Source organism: Bradyrhizobium yuanmingense (assembly GCF_025200905.1).
Classification (GTDB): Bacteria; Pseudomonadota; Alphaproteobacteria; order Rhizobiales; family Xanthobacteraceae; genus Bradyrhizobium; species Bradyrhizobium yuanmingense.
Genome location: NZ_CP104173.1, coordinates 6,722,980 through 6,748,932, shown reverse-complemented (window position 1 = coordinate 6,748,932; position 25,953 = coordinate 6,722,980). Strand labels below are relative to the sequence as shown.

Sequence of the window (25,953 nt, the reverse complement as noted above, 5' to 3'; positions counted from 1 at the left end):
TGGCGTCAAAAGGTCGAGCCACCCCGCCCGTCGCTTGTTGTCTCTACCCTTGATGGAATCGAACCCGGTAGTCATGCGGCAGCACGTTCAGGCGGCGGCGGAACGCGCGGCGTAGATGCTCCTCGCTCTGAAAGCCTGCGCGCGCGGCGATTTCCTTGATAGGGGAGGCGGACTCTTCCAGCGCGCGCCGGGCAGCCTCGACGCGAAGCTCTTCGACCGCCTTGGCGGGCGTGCGGCCGGTCTTCTGGCGAAACACGCGCGCGAAGGTGCGCGGGCTCATGCCCGCTCGTTCGGCGAGACTTTCGACACGCAAATCGCGGCCGAGATTTTCTTGCATCCAGCTCGAAATTTTTTCGAGAGCCCGATCTTCCGAGGCCTGCATTGACAGCGGCACGCTGAATTGCGCCTGCCCGCCGGGCCGCTTGAGGAAAACGACGAGGCGCCGCGCGATGCGCATGGCCTCGCGATGGCCGAGATCATCTTCCAGCAGCGTGAGCGCCAGATCGATGCCGGCCGTCACGCCTGCCGATGTCCAGATGCCGCCGTCATGCACGAAGACCGGGTCGACCTGAACCGAAACGTCGGGATGTTTTGCGCGCAGCAGGTCACAGGAACCCCAATGGGTGACCGCGCGCCGCCCGCGCAGCAGCCCGGCTGCGGCGAGGATGAATGTGCCCGTGCAGACCGAGCAGACGCGCCTTGCCTTCGGCGCTGCCAGGCGAAACCAATCGACCAGCGCGGCTTCTGCAGCGGCGCGATGGACGCCGGGACCGCCACCCACCATGAGGGTGTCGATGTTCTTGTGGTCGCAGTCAGCGAGGGCGGTCGTCATCACCTCCAGACCGGACGAGGTTTTGACCGACCCGCCTTTTAACGAGCAGATCTGCCAGACATAGGGCGCGCGCCCCGCTTTCGACGTTTCGCAGGCCAGTTCGAAGGCCTGTAGCGGTCCGGCAAAGTCGAGCAGCAGACAGTCGTCGAAAAGGACGAAGACCACGCGGCGGGGGGCGGAACGGGCCATTGTCAGCGCCTTGAGCAGGGAAGGCTTGGCAGGAATTGCGTGTGTTATGACATTTCGGCAAAGGCCCTCCGCTGTCAACATGAGTTATCCAACGTTAGGAGGGCTCCATGTCCGGCAAGCGGATCGAAATCGGAATTCTGTACTATCCTGGGATGACGCAACTGGACGTCACCGGACCATTCGAAGTTTTTGCCCGTCTGCCGAATGTCCGCATGCACCTGCTGTGGAAGCGCATCGAGCCCGTCGTCAGCGACGTCGGTCTGCCGCTGCTGCCAACCACGACCTTTGCCGACTGCCCGGATCTGGACGTGTTCTGCATCGGCGGCGGTCCGGGACAAGTCGCCACCATGGACGATGACGAGGTGATTGCCTTCGTTCGCGACAAGGGTGGATCGGCGCGCTACATCACCTCAGTTTGCGCCGGCTGTCTGATCCTCGGCGCCGCGGGCCTCATCGATGGATACAGGTCAGCCTGCCATTGGCTGATGAGCGACCAGCTTGCTGCGTTTGGCGCCATCGCCGTCGACGAACGCGTCGTGGTCGACCGCAACCGCATTTCCGGCGGTGGGGTCACCGCCGGTATCGATTTCGGTTTTCAGGTTGCCGCCGAACTCTGCGGCGAAGACGTTGCAAAAAACCTCCAGCTGATGCTGGAATATCAGCCGCAGCCGCCGTTCGACATCACCGTGCAGAATGCGCCGCGTGAGCTGATTTCCCGCATGCGCCGCGAGGCCGAACCTTGGCTGCAAAAGCGCGCAGCCGCGGTGCAGAAGGCGGTTTCTAAACTCAAGGCGAGAGCAACGGCGGCTTAAGCTGTTCGAGACAGGGAGGAAAGGCACAAGCGCCCTTATTGGAAAGGTGTTCGCATGAACTGGCACGGCCGCATCGCTACGCTTCTCGTCGTTGGGACTTTCATCGCATCTTTTCTGCCCACCCACGCCGCCGAACTCTCCGGTCGCGTGGTCCGGATCGGCATTATCAATGACCAGACCGGGCCATTGTCCGACCTGTCGGGATCGGGCTCCGTGGCGGCAGCCAGGATGGCGGCGGAAGACTTTCAGAAACTGGTGCCGTCGATCAATGTCGAGATTTTGGCCGCCGATCACCAGAACAAGCCCGATATCGGCGTCGGCATTGTCCGCAAATGGTTCGACGTCGACGGCGTCGACATGGTCGCCGACGTCTCCAATTCGGCCGTGGGGCTGGCGATCCAGTCGCTGGCGCGTGACAAGAACAAGATTGCGGTCTACTCGGCGGTGGCGACCACCGAACTGACGGGCAAACAATGTTCGCGAAACGGCCTGGCGTGGCTGCACGATTCCTACAATCTGGTGTCGGGACCGATCCGCACCCTGGTCAGCCAGGGCTACGACACCTGGTTCTTCATCGCGGCCGATTACGCGTTCGGCAAGAACATGGTGTCGGAATCGCAGCGCGTGCTGGCGGCGGCGGGCGGCAAGTCGCTCGGCGCGGTGTATCACCCTATTGGCAACGCGGACTACAGCTCTTTCATCCTGCAGGCGAAGGCGTCCGGCGCCAAGGCGATCGCCTTCGCCAATGCCGGCGACCAGCTCGTCAACCTGATGAAGCAATGGAACGAGTTCGGCATGAACACGGGAAGCCAGAAGCCGGTGGCCGAACTGATGTTCGACACTGATGTTCATGCGATGGGCCCGAAAACCGCCAAGGGCCTGACCACGCTGACGGCATGGTACTGGGCGTTGGATGACGAGAGCAGGGCGTTCGGCCAGCGCTTCTTCAAGCTTCGCAGCGCCATGCCCACGGCACCGCAAGCCGCGGTCTATTCCGGCGTCAGCCACTATCTGAAAGCAGTCGCTGCCGCAGGCACGGATGCGACGGATCCAGTGCTGGAGAAGATGCGCTCGACGCCCGTCGACGATTTCTACGCACGCGGCGCGAGGTTGCGCGACGACGGCAAGCTCGTGCACGACTTCTATCTTGTGCAGGTGAAGGATCCGTCCGAGGTCAAGGCACCCTGGGAGTACTATAACGTGCTCGAGAAAATTCCAAGCGGCGAAGTCTACGCTTCGCTGGCTGACAGTGAATGCCCACTGGTCAAGCGGGGCAATTGAGGTTGGAGTGCCAATCCCGCGACCTGATGGATAATCGTGATCGTGAGCTTGGTCGGCGCGCATTACGGTGACGGTGCTGGACCGCGCCACGGTGACAGTGCTGGACCGCGCCAACTCCGACTGTGCATCGGCCAACGTTGGAGAAAACAAAAAGGCCTGACGAGCCTCAACCGCGCAACTCGCTCGCCGAAAGGCGCCGCCACATCCCGGCCCGCCCGACCTCCTGCGATGATGCCACTATGCTCCTGTTTTGCCCGACGAAGCAAATCGCGAGAGACCCCATTCGGAATGGGCGGCAACGATCGCGGCCAATTCGCCTCGGCTCGCTTGGGCGAGCCGGACAGGCGAGTCACCACGATTCCTCGGCCTCTTGGCTCCTGAAAGCCTGCCCGACCCGCACCCAATCCGGCTCCACACCTAACCCATTGATCTTGCAGCCCCCGTCTACTGTGCATGGGGTTGTTTTCGCGAGTTTTGATCTGCCCCGTGCAATTTGACGTCGCTGACAGCGCCGACTACGTTCCGCGAAACACGAAAGCTCGCGAGCGTTGAGCCGAGCGAAATTCCACGGGGAAGAAATGACCGGCGACACCGCAGCCACCATCTCGAAAGCGCGCGAGCATTCCATCGGCGATCTTCTGCGCCGCTCCGCAGGCCGCGAGCCGAACAAGCTCGCGGTGAGCTGCGGCGATGTCAGCTGGAGCTTTGCCGAGATGGATGCGATCTGCAACCGGCTCGGCCGCGGCCTGCTCGGGCTCGGCGTCGGGAAGGGCGATCGCCTCGCCGTGCTCTCGCGCAACTCGCACGTCTTCGCGGCGCTGCGCTTCGCGGCCGCACGGATCGGCGCGGTGCTGGTGCCGATCAACTTCATGCTCAATCCGGACGAGATCAACTTCATCCTGAAGAGCTCCGGCGCAAAGCTGCTCGCGACCGGTCCCGATTTCGTCGGGCCGGCACGCGCGGCGAGCGCGAAGGATTGCGCGGTCGAGAAGATGATCTGGCTGCCGGGCGAGGATCCGGCCGCGGCGCCTGCCGACCTCACCACCTTCGATGATCTATTGCATCCCGACGGGTCGTTCCTGGACGCCTCGGTCGATAGCCGCGATCTCGCGCAGATCGTCTACACCTCGGGCACGGAATCGCTGCCCAAGGGCGCGATGCTGACCCATGAAGCCGTGATGTGGCAGTATGTCAGCTGCATCATCGATGGCGGCATGAGCGTGGACGACAAGTTCCTGCACGCTCTGCCGCTCTATCATTGTGCGCAGCTGGATGTGTTCCTGGGTCCGCAGGTCTATCTCGGCGCCTCCGGCGTGATCACGGGCAAGCCGACCGCCGACAACATCCTGGCGCTGATCCAGGCGCACAGGATCACCTCGTTCTTCGCGCCGCCGACGATCTGGATCGCGATGCTGCGCTCGCCGAACTTCGACAAGACTGATCTGTCGACGTTGCAGAAGGGGTATTACGGCGCCTCGATCATGCCGGTGGAGGTGCTGCTCGAATTGCAGCGCCGGCTGCCGGCCGTAAAGTTCTGGAATTTCTACGGCCAGACCGAGATCGCGCCGCTCGCGACCGTGCTGCGGCCGGAGGATCAGCTCCGCAAGGCCGGCTCCGCCGGCAAGCCCGTGCTCAACGTCGAGACGCGCGTCGTCAACACAGCGATGGAGGACGTCAAGGTCGGCGAAGTCGGCGAGATCGTGCATCGCTCGCCGCATCTGCTCTCCGGCTATTACAACGATCCGGTCAAGACCGCAGCGGCATTCACCGGCGGCTGGTTTCATTCCGGCGATCTCGCCACGGTCGACGAGGAAGGCCACATCACCGTGGTCGACCGCGTCAAGGACATGATCAAGACCGGCGGCGAGAACGTCGCCAGCCGCGAGGTCGAGGAGATGGTCTATCGCATCCCGGAGGTCTCCGAAGTCGCGGTCGTCGGCCTGCCCGATCCGCGTTGGATCGAGGCGGTGACCGCCATCGTCGTGGTCAAGACCGGGGCAAAGCTCGACGAAGAAACCGTCATCAGACATTGCGCCGGCCATATGGCCCATTTCAAGGTGCCCAAGCGCGTGATCTTCGTGGACGCCCTGCCGAAGAATCCGAGCGGCAAGCTGCTCAAGCGCGAGCTGCGCCAGCGCTTCGTCGGCGGCGAAACGCTCGACAAGGCGGTGCAGAAGAGCTTTGGGACGTAGCAGGCGCCGTTCCGGCACCGTCGCGGCGAACTCGCCTATTCGGCCTCGCCAGCCAGCTTCCTGACATCGTCGGGCGTCGCTCCGAAACGGCGGCGAAACGCGCGATGGAAGTAAGAGACGTCGTGAAATCCGGCGAGGTGCGCGATCTCGATGATCTTGCGGCTGCGCATCGCAGGATTTCGCAGCAGTCGTTCGGCGCGCAGCAATCGTTGCTCCAGCACGAAGCCGCTATAGGTGATGCCGGCCTTCTCGAACAGTAACTGGATCGTGCGCGCGCTGATGCGGCGCGTGGCTGCAAGGTCGGACAGCGACAATGCGGGGCTGTCCAGCTGCGCCAGGATGTCGGACTTGAGCGCTTCGAAGCGCGCCGCCGCAAGGCCGCGCAATTGAGCCTCTTCGGCGGCATCGCCGCGTGCGCCGAGCATCAGGACGGCGAGGTCGAACAGGTGCTGCGAGACCGCATCGAGCTCCGCCGGCGCGAGCTTGTCCGCGTGCGCATGCGCGAGATCGTAATATCGCAGGAACATCGATGTGATCGGGTTGGCGCCGGAGATCGACCCCGCGATCAGGTCCTCGGCATTCGGGCAGGCGCGCAGCAGGGCCTTTCGCGGCAGCAGCGCGGTCTGGAAATTACCATACGCCAGTTGCGTGATTTGGGCCCCCTTGATCGAGGGATCGCCGATCGTGATGTCGCCGGCGGCGACCTCCAGTGGCCGTTTCCCCATGGCCCCACGCAATGCCGAATTGGGCGACGTCGTGATCACCAACTCGTCGTTCGTTCCCAATGACACGAAGGACATCGGCGTGCCGAACGAGGCCGAGAGTCTGAGGCGGGGAAGAATGGCAGGCGCAATGGTTCGGTGAACGCGCCCTTCACCAACCGGCACGAAATCGACGTTCGCTACCTGACGGCAAAACTGCTCGCGCCATTGCTCATAGGCCGCACCGTTCGGGTCGCCATCGAATGAGAGCTGCGGCTGGGTCATCGATCGCCGGAACGCCTATTGCCGATTCATTGCGGTCCGCACTTTCGTCGGCGCGCCGGGGATGCGGCAACTAGAAAAGCGCCAGATTGCGCGAAAAACCACTCGCACCTACGCGCTGAGCCAGCGACGAGGTGCCGCAGCCTCCTTATTGGGCAAATCGAGCACGCTGCGCCGCGACCGCCAGGCGCCGGAGAACCTCAATACTTCTTCACCGCCGCACTGAAGGCCAGCCACAGCGCGATCGACGCCAGGCCAAAGCCGCCGAGCAGCAGGAAGGTCGGCCCATAGCCGATCCATTGCGCGATCCAGCCGCCGAGAGCCGGGCTGAGGCTCGCGCCGACGCCCTGCACGGTGATCACGGCGCCCTGGCCGAGATTGATGCGGCCGGTGCCGTTGAGCGAGCGCGCGACCATGCCGGGGACGGCAACCGTCTGAAGCCCGGTGCCGATGCCGTCGAGCACCTGCATCGGCACGACGCCCCACCATCCCGTGACGAAGAAGGCGAGCACGCCCCGGATGGGCAGGAACATGAAGGAGACCAAGATGATCGGCCAGTAGTTGCGCTTGCTCGCGGCCTTCATCGCGATCAGCGAGGTCACGATCATCACGCCCTGTGCGATCACCACGGTGGTTGCGACGAAGCTCGGGCCGTTGGCCTGTCCCTCGGCGACCGCGGCAAGTCCGTACAGCGGCACGATCGCGGCATTGCCGAGGTGGAACAGCGCGAGGGCGAGAGCCAGCACGAGCAGCGCCTTGTGCTTCAGCAGCATCGTCATCGCATCCGGCGGCGCCTTGGAATCGTCCTCCTTGCTGCCGCGCGCGGCGCGATCGTCGATCGCCTTGGCTGGAATCATCAGCACGCAAGCGATGGCGATGGCGCCGAACAGGGCCGCCAGCGCGAACACGGCAAAATAGCCATACTTGTAGCCGAGATAGCCTGAGAGCGCGGCTCCGACCATGTTGCCGGCGTGGTTGTACGCCTGGTTGCGGCCGTTGAGCGCATTGAAGCCCTTCTGCTTGGCGATGCCGAGCGTGATGCCCGTGACGGCCGGCACGATTGCGGCGCTCGCCAGCGATTGCGCGACTTGCGAGAACGTCACCGCCCAGAAGTTTTGCGAGATCAGGATGATTGCAGACGCCGAGACGACGCAGATGCCGGGAATGATCACCCACAGCCGCTTGTTGCGGCTGGAATCGATGAAGCCGCCGATCGGAGTCGTGACCAGCATGCCCGCGACGTTGCCGATCGTCATTGCCGTGCCGATCAGGCCGGTCGCCCAGCCGCGTTCCTGAAGGAAGACCCCGACGAACGGCCCGATGCCCGACTGCATGTCGGCCATGAAGAAATTGAGCGCGAACAGGGGCCAGATGCGAGACGTTGAAGGGCGAGATGTCATCGAGACGCTGAACTTGATGCTGCCGATCGAATCGGATCTCGCATGATGCGGACTCGGCGGGCGGGTGCCCGGGCGGACCAGAACTTAACCTGCTCTCAACCCGTTGGTTCCGGTTGCTCTTGCGATCCGGCGAGTGCGACGTCATGTCTTGCAAGACTGGATCATGATGGATCAGCGCGATGCCCCTCTGGACCTGCGCAACCTGCGGCGCTCAATTCCCGGATAGCGGAAAACCCCCTGCGGCCTGTCCGATCTGCGAGGACGAGCGCCAGTTCGTCGGCTGGGACGGTCAAGCTTTCCTCACGCGCGAGGAGCTCGCGCGCAAGCACCGACTGGTGGGGCGCGACGATCTCGGCCTGACCGGGATCGGCATGGAGCCGAGCTTTGCCATCGGGCAGCGAGCGCTGCTGGTGCCTGACGGCGACGGCTGCGTGATGTGGGATTGCATTCCGCTCGCGACCGACGAGGCCATCCATCACATCACAGCACTCGGCGGTCTCAAGGCCATCGCGATCTCGCATCCGCATTACTATGGCGCGGTCGCCGACTGGAGCGACAGGTTCGGTGGCGTGCCGGTCTATCTGCACGCCGACGATCGCGCCTTTGTCACGCGGCCTCATCCGGCGATCGTGCACTGGACCGGCGAAAGCCATCGCCTCTCCGGCGACGTGCTGCTGCTTCGCACCGGAGGCCACTTCTCCGGCGCCACCGTGCTGCATTATGCGCGTGGTGCGGACGGCAAGGGTGCACTGCTCACGGGGGATATCGCGCAGGTGACGATGGACCGGCGCTTCGTCAGCTTCATGTATTCCTATCCGAACTACATGCCGCTCAACGCCGCCGCGGTGCGGCGGATTGCGTCAGCCGTCGAGCCGTTCGCCTTCGACCGGATCTATGGCGCCTGGTGGGGCCGCAACATCGCCAGCGGTGCCAAGGCGGCGTTTGCTGCGTCGGTCGCGCGCTATCTCGCGGCCATCGCCTGAGCCGGGTTGCGGATCGGATTTATCTTGCCGGCCTCTAATTAGTGTACTATAAGTACATTATAAGATCGGGCGCAAACGGCGCATCTGGCGGGAGCCGGCATGATCGATGCATCGAAGAAGCCGTGAGGTCTAGCGGCCTCCGTGAGCGGGAGCTGAGTGCATGACGGCGCAGCGCGGCTACGACATCTTCGAGGCTGGCGACGTCACGCTCCAATTCGGGTCCGTGTTTCCCGCGCTGAAGCTCGCCTACAAGACCTACGGCACGCTGAGCCCGGCCAAAGACAACGTCATTCTCTATCCGACCTCGTTCAGCGCCCAGCACACCGACATTGAATGGCTGATCGGGCCCGACGGCGTGCTCGATCCCACGCACTACTTCATCATCATCCCGAACCTGTTCGGCAACGGCCTGTCGTCGTCGCCCTCGAACACGCCCGCGCCTTTCCCGGAAGTGAGCTATCACGATGCCGTCGCGGTCCAGCACCGGCTGCTCACCGAGCGCTTTGGCATCTCGAAGCTTGCGCTGGTCTATGGCTGGTCGATGGGCGGCATGCAGGCCTATCACTGGTCGGCGCTGCATCCGGACATGGTCGAGCGCGCCGCGGTCGTCTGCGGCAGCGCCCGCTGCGCACCCTACAACTACGTCTTCCTTGAAAGCGTGAAGGCCGCGCTCACGGCCGATCCCGCCTTCCGCGATGGTCGTTTCCTCGAAAAACCCGTCGCCGGCTACCGCGCCATGGGACGCGTCTATGCCGGCTGGGCGATGTCGCACGGCTTCTACCGCGACGAGCTCTGGCGCGAGGCCGGCTTCACTTCACTCGAGGATTATCTCGTCCGCGCCTGGGATGCGACCTTCGCGCGGCGCGATGCCAACGATCTTCTGGCGCAGATCGGCATCTGGCAGCGTGGCGACATCAGTCGGTGTGGGGCATTCGCCGGCGATCTCGATCGCGCGCTGGCGGCGATCAAGGCCCACATGCTGCTGATGCCGGGCGCGACTGACCGCTATTTCGACGTGCACGACAACGAGGACGAACTCGGCAAGCTCGTCAACGCGAAATCGGCGGTGCTGCATCCGATCCCGTCGCTGCATGGCCATCGCGCCGGCAATCCCATCAACAATCCCCGCGACCAGGCCTTCATCAAGGCCGAGATCGCCGAGCTTCTCCGCAAGTAGGGCACGCAACCGACCATGAGCGACGCAACCATTCCGGACGCCGGCCATCGCCTGAAGCCCCTGACGCCCACCACGCTGCGCGAATTGTCGGTTCGCTCCAACATCAGAGGTGCGGTGCAGAGCCTCGGCCATTACAGCGTGATTGTGCTGGTGGGCGTGCTGATCTGGACGGTTTCGTCGAGCTGGGGCGCGCTCTGGGCGCTGCCGCTGATGGTGGTGCAGGGCTATGTCGTTGCCTTCCTGTTCATGGCGGTGCACGAGACCGCGCACAAGACGGCATTCAGGAGCCGGGGCCTCAATCTCGGCGTCGGCTATCTCTCGGCGTTCATCATCGGGCTGCCTTACGAATATTACTGTCTGTTTCACTGGGACCATCATCGCTACACGCAGGACCCGGAAAGGGATCCCGAGCTGATCGTGGGCGTGAAGCCGACGTCCGACACCCAGCTTGCGCTCGCCTATAGCGGCCTGCTCCAGGTCGCCGGCCGTCTGCGGCTGATGCTCGGCCACGCGATCACCGGCAAGGTCGTCGTGCCATGGATTCCCGAGAGCAAGCGCAGCACCATCGTTGCCGAGGCGCGCGCCTATGTCGCGCTCTACGCCCTGCTGCTCGCGCTGTCGCTGTGGTTCTCTTCAGCGCTGCTGCTCTGGGTCTGGATCGTGCCGCTCGTGATCGGGCAGTTCTTCCTGCGGCCCTATCTCTACGCCGAGCATACCGGTTGCGACCGCACCCGCAGCGCCTTTCAGAACACCCGCACGACTTACACCGGTGCTATCGTCAAATGGTTCGCGTGGAACATGCCGTATCATGTCGAGCACCACGCTTATCCCTCGATCCCCTTTCACGCCCTGCCGAAGCTGAACGCGATCGTCGACGGCGAGATCGTCCATCGCGGCCGCGGCTACATCAGAACGACGCGCGAGACCTGGGCCTGGTTTCGCCGGCAGCGGCAGGCCGGCTAGCTCAACGCAAAACTCCGGCCGCGGTGCGACCGGAGCTTTGTCGTGATATCGAGATATCAGTAGATCCCGTAGGCGCAGACGTTCACGACGCGCACGCGCAGGCCGTGACGGGTCCGGACCAGGCGCTCCTGATAGCAATTGCTGACGCCGGTGTTGAGGTAGATACCGCCAAAGCCCCAGCCGGGACCCCAGTGGTGATGACCATGATGGTGATGGAAGCCGCCGGCCGAGGCCGCGGTGGGGGCGAGAGCGGCAACGCCGAGCGTGCCGGCGGCGATCAGACCAAGTGCAAGCTTACGAAACATCTTCATTCTCCATTCGGCGCTAGGGCCATTGTTGCGTCCCTGCATTTCCGTCGAGACGAGACGCGATCGCGTTCATGGCAAGCGGGAAGAATCGTGTTTCAGGAATGTTTCGTCGGCTGCGGCAGAATGCGCCGCGATCAGGCTTTCCGCGCCGCGCGATACCGCGCGGCCATCGCCTGCGTCAGCTCGACCATCTTGTCGCGGAGATCGGCCGGTTCAAGGACTTCGGCTTCCGGGCCGAGCCGCAGCAGTTCGGCCGCGGCATGCCACGATGTCTTTCCGACCGGCACGCGCGCAATGCGCCAGCCGTCTGCATCGGCTGTCTCCTCGAGCTGCGTGCGTGCCTTGACATAGGGCTGGCTGAGCGCGTCGAGCAGCTTCACGCCGAACGGCGACAGGCGGACGATCGCGACATTGGGGTGCATCTCCGCTTCGAGCCGCAGCGTCGCGGCCCGCCAATGGGCGGCGAGGTCGAAGCCGGCCGGACGATCGAAGCGGTCGCCGAGGGCTGTGCAGTCGAGCACGCGTGCGACGCGATAGGTGCGCACGCTGCCGTCGACTTGTCCTGCGAGATACCAGCTGCCGCCCTTCAGCACGAGGCCGAGCGGCGCGACGCGGCGCTGCTTCTCGGATCGCCAGCTCTGGTACCGAATCCTGATCAGCGTCCCGCGCAGCACAGCGCCAGCGATGGTGCGCAGGTGCTTCGGGTCTTCCGCTTCACCGAACCAGCCGGGCGCGTCCAGGTGGAAACGCTCCTGCATCCGCCCGGCATCCTCACGCAAATTCGGTGGCAGTGCCGCCATCAGCTTGTTTTGGGCGGCGATCATCGCAGCATCGAGCCCGAGTGCGGCGGCCGGGCCTGGCAATCCCGCCAGGAACAACGCGCCCGCCTCGCTCTGCGACAGCCCGTTCAGCCGCACGCGATAGCCGTCGAGCAGCCGATAGCCGCCTTCCGCGCCGCGGTCGGCATAAACGGGAACGCCGGACGCCGCGAGCGCGTCGATGTCCCGATAGATCGTGCGCACCGACACTTCGCAGGCCTGCGCGAGCTCGGGCGCGGTGACCTGTCCCCTGGCCTGGAGGGTGGTGAGGATCGACAGCATCCGGCTCGCGCGCATGATCCCTTAGACCATACCTGACACAAGATGTCAGGTATGGTCCGCTACAAGCGGCGCCATCGCCAGCCGGCCAGATGGAGACTGCCATGACCGATCCGAACCGCATCACCCTGTTCTATTCGCCGCAGACGCGCGCCACCGGCACGCGCGTGCTGCTCGAGGAGCTGGGGGCACCTTACGATCTCCATGTCCTCAACATGAAGGCCGGCGATCAGCGCAAGCCCGCCTATCTCGCCCTCAACCCGCTCGGCAAGGTGCCGGCGATTCGCCACGGCGAGGCGCTGGTGACCGAGCAGGTCGCGATCACCATCTATCTCGCCGACCTGTTCCCGCAAGCGGGGCTGACCCCCGCCCTGAACGATCCGTTGCGCGGGCCTTATCTGCGCTGGATCGCCTATTATGGGTCGTCGTTCGAGCCGGCCTTGATCGACAAGTTCATGCAGCGAGAGCCGGCGCCGATCACGCAATCGCCCTATGCCGATTACGATACGATGCTGGGTGCGCTCGAGGCCCAGCTGGCGAACGGGCCCTATCTGCTCGGCGAGCGCATGACGGCGGCCGACGTATTGTGGGGCGTCGCGTTCAGCTGGACCATGATGTTCGGCATCGTGCCGAAGAAGGATGTCTTCGTCCGCTATGCGGAGCGCATGACGGCGCGGCCGGCGTTCCAGCGCATCAATGCCGCAGATGCGGAGATGGCGGCGCAGCATGCCGCCGCGGCGGGTGGATGAGAGGGCGTCAAAATCGCGGTGCCCGCTTGTCGGCGAACGCCTTGATGCCTTCCTTGATCTCGTCGCCGCGCATGCTGTCGCGGTGGCGCCGGTCGGCGGCGCCTTCATCGAGCTCGCCGCGGGCGAACTCGTTGATCGCGCGCTTCATGCCGCGCATCGCTTGGGGGGCGTTGCCGGCGAGGATCGCAGCGAGCGTGTCGACCTCCTCGTCCAGGAATTCCAGCGGCACCATTGTGGTGAGATAGCCGATGCGCAGCATCTCCGGGGCGTCGATCTTCTGCGCGGTGAGGAACAGCTTTTTCGCATTGTCGACGCCGAGGCGGGTCACGTAGCGTTTGATGCCGCTCGGGTAGTAGTGCAGCCCCAGCCGCGCCGCCGGCATGAACATTTCCGCGGTATCGACGCCGACGCGGAAATCGCAGGCGAGCGCGAGGTCGGTCGAGCCGCCATAGACGCCGCCATTGAGCCGGCAGATGGTCGGCACGCCGAGATCCTCGAGCCGGTTGACGACGGCCTCGAAGGCCGAGCCCGCGCTCTGCTGCTCGCCCGCGCTGACGGCGCGTTCCGCGACCGAATTGAGATCGTAGCCGGCGGAGAAGGCGCGCCCGGTTCCGGTCAGCACCAGCACGCGAATATCGGGATCGGCCTCGACCCGGTCGAACAGTCTCGTCAGCTCGTCGAGATCCTCCGCCTGCAGCCGGTTGAGATGTTTCGGCCGGTTGAGGCGGATGGTGGCGCGGGCGCCGATGATTTCGAGCAGGGGGCTAGATGCTGCGTCGGCTGTGTCCGACATTCTCGTCTCCGTTGTCGGCGCCAAAGTGCCCGCCCGGGCGGAGGCCGTCAACGACGGCGCCGGTCGTTTGCCGCGCCGCTGCAGCGGGCCTGCCGTCCACGCCGCCGTCCCTGGCGGGGTGCCTTACCTGAAATGTGGCGGCTCGTCGTAGCCGCGGCGGCTGCTGAAGAACAGCAGCACCATCAGCCCGACGCCGACAATGACGGAAAACCCCGCGCCCAGCGCCAGTGCCACATAGCCTTCCGTCGGGATCGGCTCACCTTCGACCGCCATTGCGGAATAGGCGAAGTAGCCGGCCGCCGCCAGCATTGCCAGAAGGAGGATGATGAGGAGTGCACGCATGCCGCGTTCTCCGGTTGCAACCGGAAACCAACGGTTGCGGGTGGGCAGGGTTCCAGACGACCGGCAGCGATCGGTCGGGAGCATAGCCTCACTCTCGTCTCGGACGCAGCGCAGCACCACAAGCGCGTTTACGCGCGTCTTCGACGCGCTGTGATGATGCGCTGCAGAGCCGGGGCCCATCGAGCAGCGGAAACTGCGGCTCTGAGTCCCGGCTCAGCGCCGCAACGCCTTCGGCATTGCGGCATGTCCGGGACACGAGCGTGGTGGGTGGGTTGCTCAATCCGGCGGGGTCAGGCGCTCTGGGCGGTCTTCACCACCACGACATTGCTATCGTCCGACGGAGCCGGGCCGGCATCGCGTACCGTCTTGTCGGCTTCGCCGGCATGACGTTTCAGATAGTCGCGGCGCATGCCGATCTCGTCACGGACGAATTCGTAGCCGAGCTTGAAGGTGTCGAGCCCGTCGGTACTGATCGTGCCGTCCCTGAGGCCGATGACGGCACCGCGCAAGATGGTCTCGAGCTCATCCTGGAGACATTCGAGCTGATCCAGCGAATGGGCGTGCTCGATCCGCTCGCCGATGTCGAGGATGGCGGTCGAGAGCTCGCTGGCCTTCTCCGGCGCGATGCGGGTGATCTTGGCGTAGATCGCGGCGAAGATCGACCCGATGACGCTGAGCGCCGCGACGCCCAGATACATCAGGTCGCTGTACTTATCCACGAACGACTTGGTGTCGTCGTTGATGTAGTCGGCGGCGCCCCGATGCGCGACCACGAAGGCGTCCTTCTCGACCGAGGCCGGCTCGATCCTGGTGGCAAAGCCGTTGTCGAGCCCGAGCGCCGCCTTGTTCTCGTAGACGATGCGGGCGAGCTCGCCGGCCGTGCTTGGGGACATCCGGGATTGCGCGACCAGCAGCCATTCGAGACCGATCGTGTCGAGATCGTCGTCGGGAATCTGCGGGGATGTCGACACCGAGCCGGCTGTCACGGTCTCATCGGAAATGCCGGGAAATTTGCGCGCCAGCGTCTTGGCTTCTTCGATGGTGTTCAGTGTGAAGCCGCCGCGCTTGGCGGCTTGCTCATAGGATTTGTCCCGGACCGCCTTCGAGGCGTGGACGATCGCGATCACCGCGCTGAAGCCGTTTGCCGGGGCGAACAGCTTGTCGAGCGTCGCGCCCTGCGGCGCCATCTGGATCTTCGCAGCCTCAGGGCCATCGGGGACGTCGAGGATGCTGCGGACGAAGGCGAGCGAGGATTCGTTCTCGGCGACGACCGCGACCTTCTTCTTCTTCAATTCGGCCAGCGACTTGATCTTCTTGTTGCCGGGACCGAGCAGGAGCACGAGATCGTGCTCGAGGATCGCGAGCGTGCGCGCCCGCAGCGGCACCTTGGCGTCGGTGCGCAGCACGGCGAGGTCGGCCTGCCTGCGGTCGAACTGCGCGAGCGCCTTGGCATTGTCGGCGTTGTTGACGATGTTGATCCGCAAGCGCGAAGCGTTGTTCTTCAGGAGGGCGGCGAGCTTGGCCGCGAACAGCGCCTCATCGCTGTTGGGGCCGCCGACGGCAAAGGTCAGCGTCTCCGAATTGTGCACCAGCGTGCGGCCGGCCCAGACGGTGGCGAACGACAGCAGCAGGGTCAGCACGACGTAGAGGAGAACCTGCTGCTGGTTGGTCTTGATCACCTTGGGGCGCCGGGGCGGCGGCATGGTCGGCGATGCGATGGGGCCTTCGGTACTCATGGCGGCACTCTGGCCTTATCGTTTGGCTGGCGGCGGCGCGTGGCTTGGAAGCGCGGCGGGCCCGGTAATTCGTAAACGCCTGAAAAAAGAACGATATTCCCGATCGCCGATGATAGCGCGAAGGCAGCGGAATGCAAATTTCGAGCCGGAGGTAACCTTAGTCGATATGTCCGCGGCGATTGGCCATCCTATCACCGGTTAGCCACACTTGGCGATTTTCCGGTTCCACCCGGCTGCATTCCGCCGCGGGAGATGTCATAAATTGCGCGTCCCGGCGATTTGACCGGTCCAAGAAGAAGTTGCGCTGAACGCTCCAATTCTTCTCGTCACGTCAATGAGGGCGTCAGCTTTGTCGTTTCCACCCATGTCATCGGCGATTCCGGTTGAAGCGCTCATTGGCTGGATGTTGCTGCTCACCTTCAAGCACGTCATCGCCGATTTCGTTCTTCAAACCGCCTGGATGGCGCACGGCAAGGATCAGAAGCATGGCTGGGCCCTGCCGCTCCTGGTGCACTGCCTGGTCCACCTTGCCGTCGCGCTGCCGCTGATCGTGATCGTGGCGCCGCGATTCTGGTTCGTGGCCTTCTTCGACTTCCTGATCCACATCACGATCGACCGCGCCAAGGGATACGTCTCCGCCAATTTCGGCGTCGACCTCGCCCATCCCTGGTTCTGGACCCTGATCGGCGTCGACCAGGCGCTGCACCACCTGACCGGCTTCGGCCTCGCGATCTTCATGGCGGCGAACTGAAGGTCGCCTTTGGGCCTTTCGGGGAGGCAATCGCCATCAGCACGAGGGATCATCATGCCCGGGCTTGTCCCGGGCCTCCACGTTCTTCGTGCCTCCTGGCTTTCCGTGAAGGGTCGGGACAAGCCCGGCCATGACGCCGCGGAAGACTTTGAAAACCCCACCAAGGCGTCCCACCGATTCGCGGCCGACGCGCAACCACCCCGGGTGACTACCGGGCAGCGTGGTTAACCTTTCGTTAGAGAATTGCGCTGCATCTTCCTCACACGAGGGAGAACTGCAATGTTTTCAAGCCGCGACGCCTTTGAAAGCGATTTCTGCCCGGTCCGCGACGAGCTCCTTGGCGAGATGTATCGCGCCAGTGAGAGTGGCCTGCCGAGGCTGGTTGAGAGTGTTTCCCCTGACGTGCGCGCCAGGCTGGCGCTGTTCTGCTACCGCCGTAGCCATTTGCACTCGCTGGCGGTCGCGATCGCAGCGAGCTGCAGCGAGCGCGACCTGATCGAGAATGGCGGCCGCGTCGGCTCGACGCTCTTCGCGCTGTCGCGCGAAGGCACCGCGAAAGCTTCGCCGTCGCTGACGGGTGGGCGCAAGCCGATCACGCTGTCGACCAAGCCGCTCTCGGTGCTCGCACCGCTCGATGACGAGCTCGACGACGAGATCGGCGAAGCCGTCCCCGCCTAAGCGGCCTCGATAACGGGCAGGCCGAACTTCCGCCGCGCCATCGCGCATTCGGCGTCACCAGGCATGCAGGTGCGGCACACCTCCGGCCGCACGTCATAGATGCCGCAGGCCGTCATCCTTCCGATCTCGCCTTGCAATGCCGCGCAGCGATCGCCCTCGCAGCGCATGCCCGATTGCCGGTCGTTGACGAGCGCCTCCGGGATCAGCGCAAGCTCCTCGTCGCTCTCGATCGAGAAGCGCGGCCAGTTCTGCGAATAGCCGCAGCAGGCGCCGCAGCCCTGGCAACAGCTCGACAGCTCGGTCTCGTCCATCGTTCTCACGTGTCCTTCGGCGGACCCCAGACCAGGCTCTGCCGCCATCTCGCGCGCAGCACGTCGCGCCGTTCCGGATATTTCTCGTCGAGATAGGTCGCCTCGACCACGCGGTCGGTGCGGAAGCTGCGGAAGTCGCCGCGCAGCTCGCACCAGGCCGCCAGCAGCCGCACGGCTTCGAGATAGCCGACCGAGATCGGCCAGATCATGCGCTCGCTGGGGCGGCCCTGTTCGTCGCGATAGCGCAGCATGATCTTCTTGCCTTCGTGGATCTGGGTCCGGGTGCGCGCCATGTCCAGGCGGTCCGGTTCCCGGTTCCAGCTCGGACGCGCCCGGCTCGCCGGCTCCAGTACGAAGGGGCGCAGGCGCTCCGGGACGGTATCGGCAATCTTGGCCATCAAGTCTTCGGCCGCGCGCGCCAGCGCGGAATCGGCGTGGCCTGCGACCCATTGCGCGCCCAGCACGGCCGCCTCGATCTCGTCCGGCGTCAGCATCAGGGGCGGCAGGTCGAAACCCTTTTCCAGGATGTAACCCATGCCGGCTTCGCCGCGGATCGGCACGCGCTGGCCGATCAGGGTTGCGATGTCGCGATAGATGGTGCGCTTCGAAGTCTCGAGCTCGGCCGCGATCGCGTCTGCCGTCAGCGGCTTACGCGTGCGCCTTAGCACCTGGATGATTTGAAACAGCCGGTCGGCGCGTCTCATGTCAATTCTCTTTCGAACGACGGATCAGAAATCGGCGCGCGGCTGCTGACAGGATGTTGGCAGCAGGGGGGTTCTATACCGGGACAACACATCGACTGAAGAGGATTTGTCCATGATCATTCCAACCCATTTCGGCCAGGCCGGTCCACTGTGGCGGGCGCAGCTGTGGCACGGCCAAATGTTGCGGGCTTGGGCGTTTGGCCGCCTCGTTCCGCTCGATCTCATGGTCGTTGATCTCCGATTTGCGCTCGCAAGCGTGGTGACACGCTCGCTGAACCATGCCGCGGATGCGCTGGTCCGCCATCTGATGGGCCGCGCCTGGCGCGGGGCCCGCTTCGCAGAAGATATCACGGCTGCTGCCACCATGGTGGCAGCAGCCGGCCGCTAGGTTCCTTCCACTCGTTCGACAGGTTCAGGAGAGCTTGCATGATCACGCTTTACGGCTTTGGCGCCGGCTTCGGCCTGCCGGAAATCAGCCCCTTCGTCACCAAGACCGAGGTGCAGCTCAAGATGGCGGGACTGCCTTATCGGAAAGAGCGGGCGATGCCGCCGGCCTCGCCCAAGGGGCAGCTGCCCTTCATCGACGATGGCGGCGAGGCGGTGGCCGATTCCACCTTCATCCGGGCCCATATCGAGCGCCGCTACGGCTTCGATTTCGATGCCGGCCTCACCTTGGCCGAGCGTGCGCAGGCCTGGGCGTTCGAGCGCATGATCGAGCACCACGTCTATTGGGCGCTGGTGGGCGCGCGCTGGGTCGATCCGGTCAATTTCGCCAAGGGGCCCGCGCATTTCTTCGACGGTGCGCCGGAGCACAATCGCGAGAAGCTGCGCGAGGACGCTCAATTCCGCGTCGCCGAGAACTATCTGCTCTCTGGCCTCGGCCGCCATGCGCCGGATGACGACGTCGATCTTGCCGTGCGTTCGCTGTTCGCGCTGTCGGTGCAGCTCGGCGACAAAGCCTTCCTGATGGGCAACAGGCCCTGCGGCGTCGATGCCACTGCGTTCGGTATGCTCGCCGGCGTCCTCTCACCGTTCTTCGAATCCGCCTTGCGCGAGCGGGCCGAGGGATTTCCGAACCTCACCGCCTATGTCGACCGCATGATGGACGACTATTATCCGGAATTCGCCTGGACGCCGCTACGGCAGGCGGCGTAGCCGCGGTGCATCGGCTGACTCCGTGCAACCTCTCCCGCTTGCGGGAGAGGTCGGCGCGAAGCGCCGGGTGAGGGTTTTCTCCTCTAGGGGGTTTTCTCCGTAAGTCTCGGAGGGTCGCAACGCGGAGGCACCTCTCCCCAACCCTCTCCCGCAAGCGGGAGAGGGGGCGCACCGGTGCCGGAGCTGCAGCTCACTCCACTAACCAAAACAAAGAGCCGGCCCAGTGGGCCGGCTCTCGTTGTCTCGAATCTTGGCGACGCCTACTTCACCAGCGTGTACTTGCCGTCCTTCACCGTGAGCAGGATGCGCGAGCGCTCGTCGAGGCCGTAGCGGTCCTTTTCGGTGAAGTTGTAGACGCCCTGGCTCGCCGCCAGCTCCTTCTCCGTCAGCAGCGCCTGGCGGATGGCTTCGCGGAATTCCGGCGTGCCGGGCTTGGCCGTCTTCAACGCCGCCGGAATGACGCGCTTGAGGATCTCGAACGCATCAAAGGAATGGCCGGCGAACTGGCTGCGGCTGTTGGGGCCGTACTTTGCCTCGTAGGCGGAGTTCAGCGCGAGGCCCGGCTTCTTGGTCAGCGCGCTGTCCGGCTGTTCCTCGGGGGCCATGACGGGACCCGAGGCCATCAGCACGCCTTCCGCTGCTTTGCCGGCAATGCGGATGAAGTCCATGCTGGCCGCGCCGTGGGTCTGGTAGATCAGGCCCTTGTAGCCGCGCTCGCGCAGCTCGGTCTGCGGCAGCGCGGCCGCGGTGCCGGAGGCGCCGACCAGGATGGCGTCGGGATTGGCGGCGACGAGCTTCAGCACCTGGCCGGTCACCGAGGTGTCGGGACGAGCGAAGCGCTCCTCGTCGACGATCGTCATCCCCATCGGCACGGCCTGCGCCTTCAAATCGTTGAACCAGAGGTCGCCGTAGGAATCGGAATAGCCGATGTAGCCGAGCGTCTTCACGCCCTTGGCCTTCATGTGATCATACAGCACCTTGCCGACGATCGGAATCGGCTGCGGCATCGCCACCGACCACTTCATGCGCTCCGGCGTGATCGGGAAGGGCGCCAGACCGAAGTGCGGGATACCGGCCTCGTTGGCGACGTTGGAGACCGCGATGGTCGGCGGCGTCAGCGCCGAGCCCATGATGATGTCGGCCTTGGATTCGGTGACGAAGCGGCGGGCGTTGGTGGTAGCGGTGGTGGGATCGCCGCCGTCGTCGAGCACGATCACCTTCAGCGGCACGCCGCCGATCTCCTTCGGCACGAATTCCAGCGCGTTGCGCTCGGGAATACCGAGTGCCGCACCTGGACCGGTCGTGGTCGTGGTGATGCCGATGGTGACTTCGCTGGTCTGGGCCAGCGCGGGCAATGCCGGCAGGGTCAGCGCAGCCGCAGTGATGGCAGCGGTTAAATAAAAGCGTTTCATCTATTCCTCCCTTGACGTGTTTATCTGAAAGCAGAAATCGCGGGGTAATTCAGCCCCGTCTTTTGGTGATGCGGCGATTTAGCTCCGGACTTAACTCCCCGTGAACTTGGCTACCATTTCCGCCGGGAATGGTGCGGATTTCAGCTTGTCGTGGTTATCAGGGTCGCGGCCGACCAGGACGCGGGTCTCGAAACCCTCGATCGCGAGCGCCTCGCCCTTGTAGACATTGTGCTTCACCTCGAAGCTCGAGCGCTTGATGCTCTCGATTCTGGTCTCGATGGTGATCCAGTCGCCATAGGTCGAGGGGATGTAGAACTTGGCCCGCGTGTCGACCATCGGGATGCCCACCAGGCCGTATTTGCGGACCAAGTCCTGCTTGGAGAAGCCGGCGGCTTCGAACAGGGTCGAGGTCGAATCGTCGAACATCGCGAAATAGCGCGGGTAGTAGACGATGTTCGCGGGGTCGCAATCGCCCCACTGGATCTGGACCTCGCGCCGGTTCACGAACATCTGGCTGGCCTTGCTCGACGAATCTACTTGGGCGCCATGCGCAGCGAACCGTCGAGGCGCACCACTTCGCCGTTCAGGTAGGCATTCTCGACCATGTGCAGCGCGAGCGCGGCGAACTCGTCGGCCTGGCCGAGCCGGCGCGGGAAGGGGATCGCGGCGGCGAGCGAGTCCTGGGCCTCCTGCGGCAGGTTCGCCAGCAGCGGCGTCAGGAACAGGCCGGGGGCGATCGTCAGCACGCGGACGCCGAACTGCGCGAGCTCGCGCGCGATCGGCAGCGTCATGCCGACGATGCCGCCCTTGGAGGCCGAATAGGCGGATTGGCCGATCTGGCCGTCATAGGCGGCAACGGAGGCGGTGTTGATGATGACGCCGCGCTCGCCGGTCGCCTGCGGCTCCAGCTTGGACATTTCGGTGGCGGCGAGGCGCAGCATGTTGAAGGTGCCGATCAGGTTGACCTTGATCACCTTGTCGAAATCCGAAAGCGCCATCGGGCCGTCGCGGCCGACCACGCGCTTGGCAACGCCGATGCCGGCACAATTGACCAGCACGCGCGCCGGGCCATGGGCCTTGGTCGCCTGCGCGATCGCGGCTTCAGCGGAGGCGGCATCGGAGACGTCGCAGGTGACGGCCACGCCCTTGATCTCTGCGGCGACCGTTTCGGCCAGCTTGGTGTTGAGGTCGCACACCGCGACCTTGGCGCCCTGTGCGGCCAGCTTTCTCGCGGTGGCCGCGCCCAGTCCCGATGCGCCGCCGGTGACGATGGCTGCCTGATCCTTCAACAACATGGCGTTCTCCTTTGGCGATATTTTTTCTAGGTGACCGATATCACACGGTTCGACGGATTGGCAGCGTAGAGCTCCTCGATCAGCTCGCCGCGATGCTCCAGCACTGCGCGCTGGTTGATCGAGCCCTTGTCGGTGACTTCGCCCTTGTCGATCGAGAGCGGCGTGTCCATCAGGATCGCGCGCGTGATCCGTGTCGAGGATCCCGTGGCCTGGCCGAGGAAACGGGTCAGACGCTCGCGGAACGCCTCGCGCACCAGGCGGTCGCGCGTCGCGACGACGAGATCGTCGGGCGGCAGCGTCGGGTTGATCAGCCGGCAGCCGTCGAGATCGAGCACGACCAGCGCGGAGATCTCGTCGCGATTGATGCCGGCGATGACGACGTCGCGCACCAGGGGCGCGCAGGCCGCGGTGAGGCGCGCGCGCAAGGGGCCGACGCTGACCCAGGTGCCGCTCGCGAGCTTGAAGTCCTCGCTGACGCGGCCGTCGAAATCGAAGCCGGCGTTGAAATCATCGGGATCGGCGGGCTTGAGCGCATCGCCCATCTTGTAAAATCCTTCCTCGTCGAAGGATTTTGCCGTGATGTCGGGTTGGCGCCAGTAGCCAGGCATCACGTTCGGCCCCTTGGCGCGCACTTCCAGCTTGCCGTTGTTCGGCACCAGCTTGGCGTCGTTGCCGGAGACGGGCAGGCCGACATGGCCGGAGCGGCTGGTGCGCGGATTGACCGACATGAAGAACGGCGCGGTCTCGGTCGCGCCGAGACCGGTCAGCATCGGCACGCGATAGCCCTTCTCCTTCGCCGCGAGCTCGTCGAGGCTGTCCCAGACGAACGGCGACAGCGCCGCGCCCGAGAAGAACATCGCATGCAGCCGGTCGAAGAACTTGGCGCGCAGGCCCTGGTCGTCGCGCAAATAGGGCAGCAGCGATTCGTAGCCCTTGGGCACGTTGAAATAGACCGTCGGTGAAATTTCCCGGAGATTGCGCACGGTCTCCTCGATGCCCCCAGGCACCGGCTTGCCGGCGTCCAGATACATCGAGCCGCCGTTGTAGAGCGTCAGGCCGATGTTGTGATTGCCGCCGAAGGTGTGATTCCACGGCAGCCAATCGATGATGACCGGCGGCTCGTCCTTCAGGAAGGCGAGCGTCTCGCGCAGCATCACCTGATTGGCGCAGATCATGCGCTGGGTGTTGATGACGGCCTTGGGATTGCCGGTCGAGCCCGAGGTCAGCAGGAATTTTGCGATCGTGTCGGGGCCGATCCTGCCGTGAACGTCGTCGAGATCGCCACGGATCGGCGTCGCCATCAGATCGGCCAGCAGGGTGACGTCGCGGCCCGGCACGTGGCCATAGGACGCGGCGATCTCGGTGCCGAGCGAGACGTTGGCGGCGAGCGCATCGGCGAACTTGTCGGCATCGTCGGCGAAGACGAGGCCCGGCGTGAGCAGCTTCATCAGATAGGACAGCTTGCCGTAATCCTTCGACACCAGCGAATAGGCCGGCGACACCGGGCAGAACGGAACGCCGGCATAGAACGCGCCGAACGCCAGGAGCGCGTGGTCGATCGAATTACCGGAGAGGATGACGACAGGCCGCTCGGCCGACAGGCCGCGCTGGATCAATGCGGAGGCGATGTGACGGCTCGCGGTGAGCAGCTCGGCATAGGTGATCTTGCGCCAGCCGCGGCCGCCTTCGCGCTCGGCCATGAAGACGCGGTCCGGCGTCGTCGTGGCCCAATGATGCAGGCGGTCGGTGATGCGGACCGGATAGTCGCCGAGCGGCTGCTTTGGCCGCAGGTAAATCGTGCCGTCGTCGCGCCGCTCGATGTTGACGACGGGATCGCCGAACGAGATGGGCCGCAGCGGGAAATTGCTCGCGCCGCGCTCGATGCCGGAAGAGGACGGCTGGGCGCTCATGACTTTACGCTCATGATTTGGGCTTCACCTTCGCGGTCTTGTGCTCGAGGAATTCGCGGATCCGCCGCTTGGCCTCCTTGTCGCTCTGCGCGACAGTGGCCATCAGCGACTCCATCAACAGGCCGGTCTGCGGATTGGCCTCCGCGATCATCGGCAGCGCCTGGAGCACGGCAAAATTCGTCAGCGGGGCGTTGGACGCCACCTTGGTCGCAAGCTCCAGCGCTTTGCCGAGCCCGTTGCCGGCCTCCGTCAGATATTGCGCAAAGCCGTAGGACGCGCCCTCAGTCGCGCTGTAGACGCGTCCCGTCAGCATCATGTCCATCATCCGGGCAACGCCGATCAGCCGCGGCAGCCGCACCGAGCCGCCGCCGCCGACGAAAATGCCGCGCTGCCCCTCCGGCAGCGCGAAATAGGTCGAGGGCTCGGCGACGCGGATATGGGCCGCGCAGGCAAGCTCGAGCCCGCCGCCGATCACGGCGCCCCGCAGCGCTGCGATCACGGGCACGCGGCTGTACTGGATGCGGTCGAACACCCGGTGCCACATCTGGGAGTGCAGGAGCCCGCCGGTGGCGTCGTGCTCGGTCAGCTCGGAGAGGTCGAGGCCACTGGAGAAATGGTCGCCGATACCGTGGATGACGACCGCGCCGATATCCTCGGGCAGGTTCGCAAAACACTCGCCGATTTCCAGGATGATGCCGTCATTGAGCGCATTGCGCTTGGCCGGCCGGTTCAGACCCACGGTCAGAACCCGGTCCGCCCGCTCGATCTTCAAAAGCCCGGAGGGACCCGCATTCGCGGTCTCGGCGTTTCCTTGTGTCATTTGCGTCCTTGTCAGAATAGTTATGTTGTATAACGAATTTTGGGGGAGTCAAGGTGGGGCAAGGCCAGGTGGCCGTGACCCCACCCTCTCCGCGAGACCCGGGGCGAGCGAGAGCGGTGCAGGCCTACTCTCGCGCCACAAACTTCGCGAACGCATCGGCATAATCCGGATGCCAGCGCGACAATGGCGGGCGGTTCTCGACGATGTCGCCGGCCGCCCAGAGCATGCGCTTCTCGTCGAGCGCGCGCGGCACGTCATTGTCCGGGCAGAGAATGTAGAAGTCGCCGGCCTCCAGCCGCGCCAGCATGAAATCGACCGTCTGCTCCGGCGTCCAGGCGCCGGCCGGCTTCTCGGTACGGCCCTTTGCGGTCAGGCCGGTGAAGACGAAGCCCGGGATCAGCAGGTGTGCCGTGACGCGACAGTCCTCCGTGTTGCGCAACTCGTGCTGGAGCGCCTCGGTGAAGGCCTTCACGCCGGCCTTGGAGACGTTGTAGGCGGGATCGCCGGGCGGCGTGGTGATGCCCTGCTTGGAACCGGTGTTGATGATGAGGCCGCGCCTGCCACGGGCGATCATGTTTGGCGCGAAGATGCGCGAGCCGTTGATGATGCCCCACATGTTAACGGCGATGATGCGTTGCCAATTGTCCGGCGCGTCGAACAAGGTGCTGCCGGGCTGAATGCCGGCATTGTTCATGAGGACGTCGGCGCCGCCGAACCGCTCGTGGACGGCGCGCTCGAGTTCCGTCACGCTCTCGATCCTGCTGACATCGACGGCCGAGGTCATGAAGTTTGCGGCCGATGTTACGGATGACAATTTTGTTGCAGCTTCTGCCAAGCGTGTCTCGTCGACATCCGCGATACACACCTTCATTCCAGCGCGCGCAAATGCCGCGGCGGCGGCAAATCCGATGCCGGCTGCGCCACCCGTGATCACGGCAACATTGTCCTTGACGATGGCGGGATGTGACATCGAGCGTCTCCGTGGAAAGCCTTCAGCCGAGCTATAGCATGGCAGCCGTGCGACCCTGCACAAGTCGGCATGGGAGGTCTTCGTTCCCCGCTGCCTTTACGCCTATCAGG

Annotated in this window: 27 protein-coding genes; 11 read left to right on the top strand and 16 right to left on the bottom strand. The window is 64.6% G+C overall.

Going from position 1 to position 25,953, the window contains the following annotated elements; all coding sequences use genetic code 11:
• Window positions 1–43: 43 nt before the first annotated feature.
• Window positions 44–1,021 carry a GlxA family transcriptional regulator gene (locus N2605_RS31260; protein ID WP_225126619.1) on the bottom strand — a complete coding sequence of 326 codons (978 nt, stop codon included), beginning with the start codon at window positions 1,019–1,021 and terminating at the stop codon, window positions 44–46.
• A gap of 107 nt (window positions 1,022–1,128) precedes the next feature.
• On the opposite strand from N2605_RS31260, the gene N2605_RS31255 reads away from it, so the two are divergent.
• From N2605_RS31255 to N2605_RS31245, 3 genes are all read left to right on the top strand, one after another.
• Complete coding sequence (locus N2605_RS31255; protein ID WP_225111534.1) at window positions 1,129–1,833, top strand: DJ-1/PfpI family protein; 705 nt, start codon at window positions 1,129–1,131, stop codon at window positions 1,831–1,833.
• 54 nt (window positions 1,834–1,887) lie between these two features.
• Window positions 1,888–3,114, top strand: coding sequence for an ABC transporter substrate-binding protein (locus N2605_RS31250; protein WP_225111535.1), 1,227 nt, complete (start codon window positions 1,888–1,890; stop codon window positions 3,112–3,114).
• 578 nt (window positions 3,115–3,692) lie between these two features.
• The gene (locus N2605_RS31245) at window positions 3,693–5,306 is read left to right on the top strand and encodes an acyl-CoA synthetase (protein ID WP_260344767.1); all 1,614 of its coding nucleotides are present in this window, start codon (window positions 3,693–3,695) and stop codon (window positions 5,304–5,306) included.
• Between the two features lie 35 nt (window positions 5,307–5,341).
• Here the strand turns inward: N2605_RS31245 and N2605_RS31240 are convergent, their stop codons facing one another.
• Window positions 5,342–6,292, bottom strand: a complete 951-nt coding sequence (locus tag N2605_RS31240; RefSeq protein WP_260344766.1) for a helix-turn-helix domain-containing protein — start codon at window positions 6,290–6,292, stop codon at window positions 5,342–5,344.
• A 197-nt stretch (window positions 6,293–6,489) separates the two neighbouring features.
• Window positions 6,490–7,689: an MFS transporter gene (locus tag N2605_RS31235; protein WP_035997203.1), complete on the bottom strand. Its 1,200-nt coding sequence runs from the start codon at window positions 7,687–7,689 to the stop codon at window positions 6,490–6,492.
• Window positions 7,690–7,868: 179 nt separating this feature from the next.
• Between N2605_RS31235 and N2605_RS31230 the strand changes: the two genes are divergently transcribed.
• The 3 genes from N2605_RS31230 to N2605_RS31220 all read left to right on the top strand — a co-directional run bounded on the left by N2605_RS31230 (window position 7,869) and on the right by N2605_RS31220 (window position 10,812).
• The gene (locus tag N2605_RS31230) at window positions 7,869–8,672 is read left to right on the top strand and encodes an MBL fold metallo-hydrolase (RefSeq protein WP_260344764.1); all 804 of its coding nucleotides are present in this window, start codon (window positions 7,869–7,871) and stop codon (window positions 8,670–8,672) included.
• Window positions 8,673–8,832: 160 nt separating this feature from the next.
• On the top strand, window positions 8,833–9,849 hold the full coding sequence (locus tag N2605_RS31225) for an alpha/beta fold hydrolase (RefSeq protein WP_260344762.1): 1,017 nt from the start codon (window positions 8,833–8,835) through the stop codon (window positions 9,847–9,849).
• A gap of 15 nt (window positions 9,850–9,864) precedes the next feature.
• On the top strand, window positions 9,865–10,812 hold the full coding sequence (locus tag N2605_RS31220) for a fatty acid desaturase (RefSeq protein ID WP_225139412.1): 948 nt from the start codon (window positions 9,865–9,867) through the stop codon (window positions 10,810–10,812).
• Window positions 10,813–10,868: 56 nt separating this feature from the next.
• Here the strand turns inward: N2605_RS31220 and N2605_RS31215 are convergent, their stop codons facing one another.
• Together N2605_RS31215 and N2605_RS31210 are read right to left on the bottom strand one after the other, a co-directional pair.
• Window positions 10,869–11,117 (bottom strand): hypothetical protein, encoded by a 249-nt coding sequence (locus N2605_RS31215; RefSeq protein ID WP_035997328.1) that lies wholly within the window; start codon window positions 11,115–11,117, stop codon window positions 10,869–10,871.
• Between the two features lie 137 nt (window positions 11,118–11,254).
• A complete protein-coding gene (locus tag N2605_RS31210; protein WP_260344759.1) occupies window positions 11,255–12,235 on the bottom strand; it encodes a helix-turn-helix transcriptional regulator in 981 nt (326 codons plus the stop codon).
• A gap of 86 nt (window positions 12,236–12,321) precedes the next feature.
• Between N2605_RS31210 and N2605_RS31205 the strand changes: the two genes are divergently transcribed.
• The gene (locus tag N2605_RS31205; protein ID WP_035997331.1) at window positions 12,322–12,966 is read left to right on the top strand and encodes a glutathione S-transferase family protein; all 645 of its coding nucleotides are present in this window, start codon (window positions 12,322–12,324) and stop codon (window positions 12,964–12,966) included.
• A gap of 7 nt (window positions 12,967–12,973) precedes the next feature.
• Here the strand turns inward: N2605_RS31205 and N2605_RS31200 are convergent, their stop codons facing one another.
• The 3 genes from N2605_RS31200 to N2605_RS31190 all read right to left on the bottom strand — a co-directional run bounded on the left by N2605_RS31200 (window position 12,974) and on the right by N2605_RS31190 (window position 15,837).
• The gene (locus tag N2605_RS31200; protein WP_036021024.1) at window positions 12,974–13,759 is read right to left on the bottom strand and encodes an enoyl-CoA hydratase/isomerase family protein; all 786 of its coding nucleotides are present in this window, start codon (window positions 13,757–13,759) and stop codon (window positions 12,974–12,976) included.
• Window positions 13,760–13,882: 123 nt separating this feature from the next.
• Window positions 13,883–14,101, bottom strand: a complete 219-nt coding sequence (locus N2605_RS31195; protein ID WP_035997220.1) for a hypothetical protein — start codon at window positions 14,099–14,101, stop codon at window positions 13,883–13,885.
• Window positions 14,102–14,391: 290 nt separating this feature from the next.
• A complete protein-coding gene (locus N2605_RS31190) occupies window positions 14,392–15,837 on the bottom strand; it encodes a TAXI family TRAP transporter solute-binding subunit (RefSeq protein ID WP_225156646.1) in 1,446 nt (481 codons plus the stop codon).
• Window positions 15,838–16,240: 403 nt separating this feature from the next.
• On the opposite strand from N2605_RS31190, the gene N2605_RS31185 reads away from it, so the two are divergent.
• Together N2605_RS31185 and N2605_RS31180 are read left to right on the top strand one after the other, a co-directional pair.
• The gene (locus N2605_RS31185; RefSeq protein WP_050995827.1) at window positions 16,241–16,588 is read left to right on the top strand and encodes a DUF3307 domain-containing protein; all 348 of its coding nucleotides are present in this window, start codon (window positions 16,241–16,243) and stop codon (window positions 16,586–16,588) included.
• Between the two features lie 279 nt (window positions 16,589–16,867).
• On the top strand, window positions 16,868–17,266 hold the full coding sequence (locus N2605_RS31180) for a hypothetical protein (RefSeq protein WP_260344757.1): 399 nt from the start codon (window positions 16,868–16,870) through the stop codon (window positions 17,264–17,266).
• Here the strand turns inward: N2605_RS31180 and N2605_RS31175 are convergent.
• Window positions 17,263–17,577 (bottom strand): YkgJ family cysteine cluster protein, encoded by a 315-nt coding sequence (locus N2605_RS31175; RefSeq protein WP_035997229.1) that lies wholly within the window; start codon window positions 17,575–17,577, stop codon window positions 17,263–17,265. The genes N2605_RS31180 and N2605_RS31175 overlap by 4 nt on opposite strands.
• A gap of 5 nt (window positions 17,578–17,582) precedes the next feature.
• The gene (locus N2605_RS31170) at window positions 17,583–18,281 is read right to left on the bottom strand and encodes a helix-turn-helix transcriptional regulator (protein ID WP_025033709.1); all 699 of its coding nucleotides are present in this window, start codon (window positions 18,279–18,281) and stop codon (window positions 17,583–17,585) included.
• A gap of 112 nt (window positions 18,282–18,393) precedes the next feature.
• Here N2605_RS31170 and N2605_RS31165 point away from each other — a divergent pair, with 112 nt between their 5' ends.
• Together N2605_RS31165 and N2605_RS31160 are read left to right on the top strand one after the other, a co-directional pair.
• Window positions 18,394–18,669: a hypothetical protein gene (locus N2605_RS31165; protein ID WP_260344751.1), complete on the top strand. Its 276-nt coding sequence runs from the start codon at window positions 18,394–18,396 to the stop codon at window positions 18,667–18,669.
• Between the two features lie 38 nt (window positions 18,670–18,707).
• A complete protein-coding gene (locus tag N2605_RS31160) occupies window positions 18,708–19,436 on the top strand; it encodes a glutathione S-transferase family protein (RefSeq protein WP_036021027.1) in 729 nt (242 codons plus the stop codon).
• Window positions 19,437–19,696: 260 nt separating this feature from the next.
• Here the strand turns inward: N2605_RS31160 and N2605_RS31155 are convergent, their stop codons facing one another.
• From N2605_RS31155 to N2605_RS31130, 6 genes are all read right to left on the bottom strand, one after another.
• Window positions 19,697–20,848 carry an ABC transporter substrate-binding protein gene (locus N2605_RS31155; protein ID WP_225126599.1) on the bottom strand — a complete coding sequence of 384 codons (1,152 nt, stop codon included), beginning with the start codon at window positions 20,846–20,848 and terminating at the stop codon, window positions 19,697–19,699.
• A gap of 90 nt (window positions 20,849–20,938) precedes the next feature.
• Window positions 20,939–21,358, bottom strand: coding sequence for an acyl-CoA thioesterase (locus N2605_RS31150; protein WP_212260090.1), 420 nt, complete (start codon window positions 21,356–21,358; stop codon window positions 20,939–20,941).
• 23 nt (window positions 21,359–21,381) lie between these two features.
• Window positions 21,382–22,143 carry an SDR family NAD(P)-dependent oxidoreductase gene (locus N2605_RS31145; RefSeq protein ID WP_036036313.1) on the bottom strand — a complete coding sequence of 254 codons (762 nt, stop codon included), beginning with the start codon at window positions 22,141–22,143 and terminating at the stop codon, window positions 21,382–21,384.
• Window positions 22,144–22,169: 26 nt separating this feature from the next.
• Window positions 22,170–24,053, bottom strand: coding sequence for a feruloyl-CoA synthase (locus N2605_RS31140; RefSeq protein ID WP_036021034.1), 1,884 nt, complete (start codon window positions 24,051–24,053; stop codon window positions 22,170–22,172).
• Window positions 24,054–24,063: 10 nt separating this feature from the next.
• Window positions 24,064–24,873: a crotonase/enoyl-CoA hydratase family protein gene (locus N2605_RS31135; RefSeq protein ID WP_260344742.1), complete on the bottom strand. Its 810-nt coding sequence runs from the start codon at window positions 24,871–24,873 to the stop codon at window positions 24,064–24,066.
• Between the two features lie 124 nt (window positions 24,874–24,997).
• Window positions 24,998–25,843, bottom strand: coding sequence for an SDR family NAD(P)-dependent oxidoreductase (locus tag N2605_RS31130; protein WP_260344741.1), 846 nt, complete (start codon window positions 25,841–25,843; stop codon window positions 24,998–25,000).
• Window positions 25,844–25,953 lie beyond the last annotated feature (110 nt).

Coding starts and splice junctions, on each gene's coding strand:
- N2605_RS31260 (WP_225126619.1), bottom strand. CDS start 1,021: ATGGCCCGTTCCGCCCCCCGCCGCGTGGTCTTCGTCCTTTTCGACGAC.
- N2605_RS31255 (WP_225111534.1), top strand. CDS start 1,129: ATGTCCGGCAAGCGGATCGAAATCGGAATTCTGTACTATCCTGGGATG.
- N2605_RS31250 (WP_225111535.1), top strand. CDS start 1,888: ATGAACTGGCACGGCCGCATCGCTACGCTTCTCGTCGTTGGGACTTTC.
- N2605_RS31245 (WP_260344767.1), top strand. CDS start 3,693: ATGACCGGCGACACCGCAGCCACCATCTCGAAAGCGCGCGAGCATTCC.
- N2605_RS31240 (WP_260344766.1), bottom strand. CDS start 6,292: ATGACCCAGCCGCAGCTCTCATTCGATGGCGACCCGAACGGTGCGGCC.
- N2605_RS31235 (WP_035997203.1), bottom strand. CDS start 7,689: ATGACATCTCGCCCTTCAACGTCTCGCATCTGGCCCCTGTTCGCGCTC.
- N2605_RS31230 (WP_260344764.1), top strand. CDS start 7,869: ATGCCCCTCTGGACCTGCGCAACCTGCGGCGCTCAATTCCCGGATAGC.
- N2605_RS31225 (WP_260344762.1), top strand. CDS start 8,833: ATGACGGCGCAGCGCGGCTACGACATCTTCGAGGCTGGCGACGTCACG.
- N2605_RS31220 (WP_225139412.1), top strand. CDS start 9,865: ATGAGCGACGCAACCATTCCGGACGCCGGCCATCGCCTGAAGCCCCTG.
- N2605_RS31215 (WP_035997328.1), bottom strand. CDS start 11,117: ATGTTTCGTAAGCTTGCACTTGGTCTGATCGCCGCCGGCACGCTCGGC.
- N2605_RS31210 (WP_260344759.1), bottom strand. CDS start 12,235: ATGCGCGCGAGCCGGATGCTGTCGATCCTCACCACCCTCCAGGCCAGG.
- N2605_RS31205 (WP_035997331.1), top strand. CDS start 12,322: ATGACCGATCCGAACCGCATCACCCTGTTCTATTCGCCGCAGACGCGC.
- N2605_RS31200 (WP_036021024.1), bottom strand. CDS start 13,759: ATGTCGGACACAGCCGACGCAGCATCTAGCCCCCTGCTCGAAATCATC.
- N2605_RS31195 (WP_035997220.1), bottom strand. CDS start 14,101: ATGCGTGCACTCCTCATCATCCTCCTTCTGGCAATGCTGGCGGCGGCC.
- N2605_RS31190 (WP_225156646.1), bottom strand. CDS start 15,837: ATGAGTACCGAAGGCCCCATCGCATCGCCGACCATGCCGCCGCCCCGG.
- N2605_RS31185 (WP_050995827.1), top strand. CDS start 16,241: ATGTTGCTGCTCACCTTCAAGCACGTCATCGCCGATTTCGTTCTTCAA.
- N2605_RS31180 (WP_260344757.1), top strand. CDS start 16,868: ATGTTTTCAAGCCGCGACGCCTTTGAAAGCGATTTCTGCCCGGTCCGC.
- N2605_RS31175 (WP_035997229.1), bottom strand. CDS start 17,577: ATGGACGAGACCGAGCTGTCGAGCTGTTGCCAGGGCTGCGGCGCCTGC.
- N2605_RS31170 (WP_025033709.1), bottom strand. CDS start 18,281: ATGAGACGCGCCGACCGGCTGTTTCAAATCATCCAGGTGCTAAGGCGC.
- N2605_RS31165 (WP_260344751.1), top strand. CDS start 18,394: ATGATCATTCCAACCCATTTCGGCCAGGCCGGTCCACTGTGGCGGGCG.
- N2605_RS31160 (WP_036021027.1), top strand. CDS start 18,708: ATGATCACGCTTTACGGCTTTGGCGCCGGCTTCGGCCTGCCGGAAATC.
- N2605_RS31155 (WP_225126599.1), bottom strand. CDS start 20,848: ATGAAACGCTTTTATTTAACCGCTGCCATCACTGCGGCTGCGCTGACC.
- N2605_RS31150 (WP_212260090.1), bottom strand. CDS start 21,358: ATGTTCGTGAACCGGCGCGAGGTCCAGATCCAGTGGGGCGATTGCGAC.
- N2605_RS31145 (WP_036036313.1), bottom strand. CDS start 22,143: ATGTTGTTGAAGGATCAGGCAGCCATCGTCACCGGCGGCGCATCGGGA.
- N2605_RS31140 (WP_036021034.1), bottom strand. CDS start 24,053: ATGAGCGCCCAGCCGTCCTCTTCCGGCATCGAGCGCGGCGCGAGCAAT.
- N2605_RS31135 (WP_260344742.1), bottom strand. CDS start 24,873: ATGACACAAGGAAACGCCGAGACCGCGAATGCGGGTCCCTCCGGGCTT.
- N2605_RS31130 (WP_260344741.1), bottom strand. CDS start 25,843: ATGTCACATCCCGCCATCGTCAAGGACAATGTTGCCGTGATCACGGGT.